Source organism: Adlercreutzia equolifaciens (assembly GCF_029076695.1).
Classification (GTDB): Bacteria; Actinomycetota; Coriobacteriia; order Coriobacteriales; family Eggerthellaceae; genus Adlercreutzia; species Adlercreutzia equolifaciens_A.
On sequence record NZ_JARFIK010000420.1, the window covers coordinates 1 to 299 of the forward strand.

Sequence of the window (299 nt, forward strand, 5' to 3'; positions counted from 1 at the left end):
GGAAGGAATGTAAAAACACCTATTACATCCAGACTCTGGGCGACTTTAATCCTGAATGTATTAGTTCTGTGCGCAGTGTAGGTATTACGGCCGGGGCGTCAACCCCAAACAATATTATCGAGGAGGTTCATACTAAATGTCAGAGTTAAGTTTTGAACAAATGTTAGAAGAATCATTAAAAACAATACGTACAGGAGAGGTTGTCACCGGTAAGGTCATTGACGTAAAAGAAGACGAAATCGTTTTAAATATTGGTTACAAGTCTGATGGCATCATTACCCGCAGTGAATACACAAACG

General features: G+C 39.8%; 1 protein-coding gene and 1 pseudogene. Both read left to right on the plus strand.

The annotated features are described in order from the left end of the window. Window positions 1-149: pseudogene (locus tag PZH32_RS14315) on the plus strand (4-hydroxy-3-methylbut-2-enyl diphosphate reductase); the annotation flags it as partial. Between the two features lie 11 nt (window positions 150-160). Then, window positions 161-299 (plus strand): S1 RNA-binding domain-containing protein (locus PZH32_RS12995; RefSeq protein WP_275208672.1); only part of this gene is annotated, 139 nt, incomplete at its 3' end.